This window comes from Loktanella sp. DJP18 (genome assembly GCF_049310965.1).
GTDB lineage: Bacteria > Pseudomonadota > Alphaproteobacteria > Rhodobacterales > Rhodobacteraceae > Loktanella.
This window is the reverse complement of the sequence record NZ_JBMERN010000203.1, coordinates 1-4,382: the sequence shown is the minus strand read 5'-3', so window position 1 is coordinate 4,382 and position 4,382 is coordinate 1. Positions and strand designations below refer to the sequence as shown.

The 4,382-nt window shown below is 59.3% G+C and carries 5 protein-coding genes; 3 read left to right on the top strand and 2 right to left on the bottom strand.

Going from position 1 to position 4,382, the window contains the following annotated elements:
* The first annotated feature begins 37 nt into the window (after window positions 1–37).
* From ACOI1H_RS23765 to ACOI1H_RS23755, 3 genes are all read left to right on the top strand, one after another.
* Complete coding sequence (locus ACOI1H_RS23765; RefSeq protein WP_422440655.1) at window positions 38–1,009, top strand: ABC transporter substrate-binding protein; 972 nt, start codon at window positions 38–40, stop codon at window positions 1,007–1,009.
* A gap of 152 nt (window positions 1,010–1,161) precedes the next feature.
* Window positions 1,162–2,199: an ABC transporter permease gene (locus ACOI1H_RS23760; protein ID WP_422440654.1), complete on the top strand. Its 1,038-nt coding sequence runs from the start codon at window positions 1,162–1,164 to the stop codon at window positions 2,197–2,199.
* A 12-nt stretch (window positions 2,200–2,211) separates the two neighbouring features.
* A complete protein-coding gene (locus tag ACOI1H_RS23755; protein WP_422440653.1) occupies window positions 2,212–3,279 on the top strand; it encodes a quaternary amine ABC transporter ATP-binding protein in 1,068 nt (355 codons plus the stop codon).
* 140 nt (window positions 3,280–3,419) lie between these two features.
* Here ACOI1H_RS23755 and ACOI1H_RS23750 read toward each other — a convergent pair whose 3' ends face one another.
* Window positions 3,420–3,530 (bottom strand): antitoxin Xre/MbcA/ParS toxin-binding domain-containing protein, encoded by a 111-nt coding sequence (locus ACOI1H_RS23750; protein WP_422440652.1) that lies wholly within the window; start codon window positions 3,528–3,530, stop codon window positions 3,420–3,422.
* A complete protein-coding gene (locus tag ACOI1H_RS23745; RefSeq protein WP_422440656.1) occupies window positions 3,479–3,838 on the bottom strand; it encodes a hypothetical protein in 360 nt (119 codons plus the stop codon). Before ACOI1H_RS23745 ends, ACOI1H_RS23750 begins: the two co-directional genes overlap by 52 nt.
* Between the last annotated feature and the right edge of the window lie 544 nt (window positions 3,839–4,382).

Below are 4,382 nucleotides of genomic sequence, written 5' to 3'. Positions count from 1 at the left end.
TCCTCAACACAACATGCTGGGCAGTTACAGATACTTTATGAATCGCTATATTCTCGGCGCTGCACTGACAGCATTGGCCGCCCCCACGGCAGTCCTGGCGCAGGACCAGTGCGGTGATGTCACCATTACCCAGATGAACTGGGACTCCGCGGCCATCGTGACGCAGGTGTCGAAGTTCCTGATGGAGCAGGGCTATGGCTGCAACGTGACGGCTGTGCCGTCCGACACCACGCCGGCCATGACATCGCTGTCTGAAAACAACGAACCCGACATCGTGACAGAGCTTTGGACCAACTCTGCCGGCGACGCCTACACCAAGCTGAAGGCCGACGGGAAGATCGTCGAGCTGGGCAGCGTGCTGGATCCGGGCGGCGTCGAGGGATGGTACCTGCCGACCTATCTGGTCGAAGCGCATCCCGAACTTGCGACGATCGACGGCATCATGGCCAACCCTGAACTGGTCGGCGGCATGTTCAACAATTGCCCTGACGGCTGGGGTTGCCGCATCGTGAACGACAACCTGATCCGAGCCTTCGGGCTGGATGAAAAGGGCATTGAAATCTTCAACCACGGCTCTGGCGAGACCCTCGCCACGTCGATGGCTTCGGCCTATGGCGACGAGAAGCCCTGGTTCGGTTACTATTGGGGGCCGACGACGCCGCTGGGCATGTTCGACATGACCAGCATCGATCTTGGCGAATACGACGAGGCCGCCTTCAAGGCGATGCAGAACGCCGATGCACCTGATCCCACGCCGTCGGCCTTTCCGTCGGCACCCGTGCTGACGATCGTGACACAGGACTTCATGGACAGTCATCCGGACGTGTCCGAGATGATGGGCAAGGTCACCTTCAAGACCGAGGTCATGAGCCAGCTTCTGGCCTGGAAGGAAGACAACAACGCGTCCAACCAGGAAGCAGCGGTGTATTTCCTGAAGAACAATCCCGACGCATGGAGCAGCTGGATCAACGATTCAGCCCGCGAAAAGCTGACAGCCCTGCTGCAATAGGCTGATCCGGCTGGCGCTGCGGCGCCATCCCGGGGGCGCGGGGTAAAGCGTCCCAGTGCATGACACAGAAGAGAGCCGGGTTCATCGGATCCGGCTCTTTTCCTATTGAAAAAGAGATAACTTGGGGCGCTGCAGGCCCGGATGAGGTATGTATGGCGACTTATGATTTCGTGTTCGACAGGCTGGGCCTGCGCAATTGGTGTGGTGCCAGTGGAGACGACAGCGGCGGCATGACGTCGATGGCGCAATTGCTGGTGCAGACATCCGGCAGCGACGCCGTCGTGTCGCCGTGGGAGACGCCATTCCCCTCGATGGATGCGATGCACGAGGCCTGCACATCCTTTCCGCAGTCTCGGGCGCTGACCAGCGGCCTCGAGGAAGGCTTTCTGTCGATCAAGAACGGCCTCAAGATCGTGGTCGATCCACTGACCCAACCGCTCAGCTGGGCGCTGAACGAGGCGTTGTGGGTCGCGCAGGCGGTGCCGTGGTTCATCATGATCCCGCTGCTGATGCTGATTTCCTACGTCGTCAGCCGGCAGTGGAAACTGGTGGGCCTGGTCGCGCTCTGCTTCGGCTTCCTCGGTTTCGTCGATTACTATATCTACACGATGCAGACTCTGGCGATCATCTTCGTCTGTGCCTTGACCTGCGTGGTGCTGGGCGTGCCGATCGGAATCGCCATGTCGCGCAGCGACCGGGTGCAGCGCGCGATGATACCGGTCCTCGACATGCTGCAGACCCTGCCACCCTTCGTCTACCTGATCCCGCTGATCTTCCTGTTTTCGGTGACCGAGCCGAAGCTCTACGGTATCGCGATCATCCTTTACGCGATCGTGCCCGTTGTGCGCCTGACCGATCTTGGTATCCGTCTGGTCGATCCCGACGTGACCGAGGCGGCGGACGCCTTCGGCATGACCAAGCGGCAGAAGCTGTTCAACGTGCAGATCCCGCTGGCCTTGCCGAACATCATGGCCGGTGTGAACCAGACCATCATGATGAGCCTTGCGATGGTCGTCATCGCATCGCTGGTCTCGGCCCCTGGTCTGGGCGTGCTGGTGCTGCGCGGCATCCGGTCGCTTGAACTGGGCGTCGGCCTGCTCTCGGGCCTCGGGATCGTGCTGCTGGCGATCATTCTTGACCGCGTCACCAAGGCGGCCTTGGCCCGCATCAACGTCAGCCAGTCGCGCTAAGGGGTAATGGGTATGAACGAAACAAGCATCAAGATCTCGATCCGGAAACTCTACAAGGTTTTCGGTGATGATCCCAAACCCGCGTTGCAGTTGGTCAGAGACGGTATGGGCAAAGCCGAATTGTTGGAAAAGCACAATCACGTCCTTGGCCTCAACGACATCAACGTCGATATGCCGACAGGCAAGACCACCGTCATCATGGGGCTTTCCGGGTCCGGCAAGTCGACGCTGATCCGGCACCTGAACCGGCTGATTGAACCCACGGCGGGTGAGGTCTGGGTCGATGATGACAACATCCTGGGCTACACCGACGCGCAGTTGCGGCAGATGCGACAGCATCGCATGTCGATGGTGTTTCAGAAGTTCGCGCTGTTGCCGCACCGGACCGTACTGCAGAATGCCGGCCTCGCGCCTGCGATCGCGGGTCAGAACGAACGCAAATTCGCCGACAACGCGCGCCGCTGGCTCGACCGTGTAGGTCTCGAAGGTCAGGGCGACCAGTATCCGCACCAGCTCTCGGGCGGGATGCAGCAGCGGGTCGGCATCGCCCGGGCGCTGACCAGCAATTCCGACATCATGCTGATGGACGAGGCCTTCTCGGCCCTCGACCCGCTGATCCGAACCGACATGCAGGATCTTCTGAACGAGTTGCAAGCCGAGTTGGAGAAGACTGTGGTCTTCATTACCCATGATCTGGACGAGGCGCTGAAACTCGCGGATCATCTTGTGATCCTCAAAGACGGCTCCGTCATCCAGCAAGGCGAACCGCAGCATATCCTCTTGCATCCCGCCGCGCCCTACATCGAAGACTTCGTCGCCGATATCAACCGCGCCCGCGTGCTTCGGGTCGGGTCCGTCATGGAGACGACACCGGATCGCGCCACCGAATGTGCGGGCGAGATCGACTTCAACGACACACTGGAATCCGTGATCGCCAGGTCGGAAGGTAATACCGATTTGAGCTACCGTGTCCTTCGGGAAGGCAAATCAGTCGGCACGTTGGACATGCGGAAACTCGTCCGCGCATTGGTGCCGTCTCGACAATCCAGTGGCTCTGACGGTGCGCGCCGCAGCCGCTGAAAAAAGGGCGGAGGCATCAGAAAGACCGATTGTCGCTCCCATGGCGCAACGCGACCGGCAGATCGACGTGGCTGCCGGTCGCGAAGTCTCCTTGCAGGGCCTTCGTCCTGCAACCCATCTTTTCGGCCGCAGGTGAGCCGCTAAGTCTTGAGCAGATCGATCACGGCATCCGCCCCAGCCGGACTGGTGATCGCCATCGCTAATGGCGTCGTCCCCCCAAGATCGGGGTTCGGCTTCTCCAGAAAGCGCATGATGAGGATACCTTCCCCACCGTAAAACGCGTCCGCGACGACATAGGCGCGGCCAGATCGTAAATCGTCTGGCTTTTGGCTGCGCTCAACGGCAGCTTCTCTGCCTTGGCCCTGCGAAAGGCTCGCTCGGCAATCAGGTTCACCTTCGGTTCGCCATGCATGACACTCAGGATGTTTTCGACCGAGGAGGCTGGCAGTCCCTGCGCAACCGCCGATCGGAGTGACGTCATGTCGTTGATGCTGTCCGGCAGTCCCAGAAGCTCTGAGATCCGATCTGCTTCCGTCTTGTGTGTCGCGATGCCATTCACGTCGTGTCTCCCCTTCGGTGACCTTCTGTTGACTGGCTGTTCGCAATTTCCTGCGTGTGAACCGTCTGCAGCCAGTCGCGATATCGGTCCCCTACATGACCCATGACCAAATAAAAACCGTCCGTAGGAAAGACTGGCTGTGGCGGAATTTTCGGGAGTTAGTTCGACGTCGCTTGGAATGCCGAAGTCCCGCTCATCGCAATGGGAAGCGCTTCGGGAAAACATGGTCTTGCGATCTGCCCCAGGCAGCACATGAAGCTGCAACTGACTTGAACCGGGTCCACAGCGAATGGGTAGCGTCCGTCAAGCTGGTGTAAATTCGGATACAGGACATGCAACGGACAGGTTGAACTCTTCGCTTTATTCTTGGGGACACATATTCACGATAGCAACCCAAATGGACAATCTAACGCCTTTATGCTGGGGCGACGTGGAGGGTGCCTTTGGCTATTCACCTACTATCAACTCAATTATGGTCACCACTGAGACACTCTTGGTCTCAAGGGGTCCAGTGGAGTGGCAATCATTGGTATGGTTCAATGAA

What these genes read in the sequence shown, in the direction of transcription:
- ACOI1H_RS23765 (WP_422440655.1), top strand. Translation starts at nt 38, where the DNA reads ATGAATCGCTATATTCTCGGCGCTGCACTGACAGCATTGGCCGCCCCC.
- ACOI1H_RS23760 (WP_422440654.1), top strand. Translation starts at nt 1,162, where the DNA reads ATGGCGACTTATGATTTCGTGTTCGACAGGCTGGGCCTGCGCAATTGG.
- ACOI1H_RS23755 (WP_422440653.1), top strand. Translation starts at nt 2,212, where the DNA reads ATGAACGAAACAAGCATCAAGATCTCGATCCGGAAACTCTACAAGGTT.
- ACOI1H_RS23750 (WP_422440652.1), bottom strand. Translation starts at nt 3,530, where the DNA reads ATGCGCTTTCTGGAGAAGCCGAACCCCGATCTTGGGGGGACGACGCCA.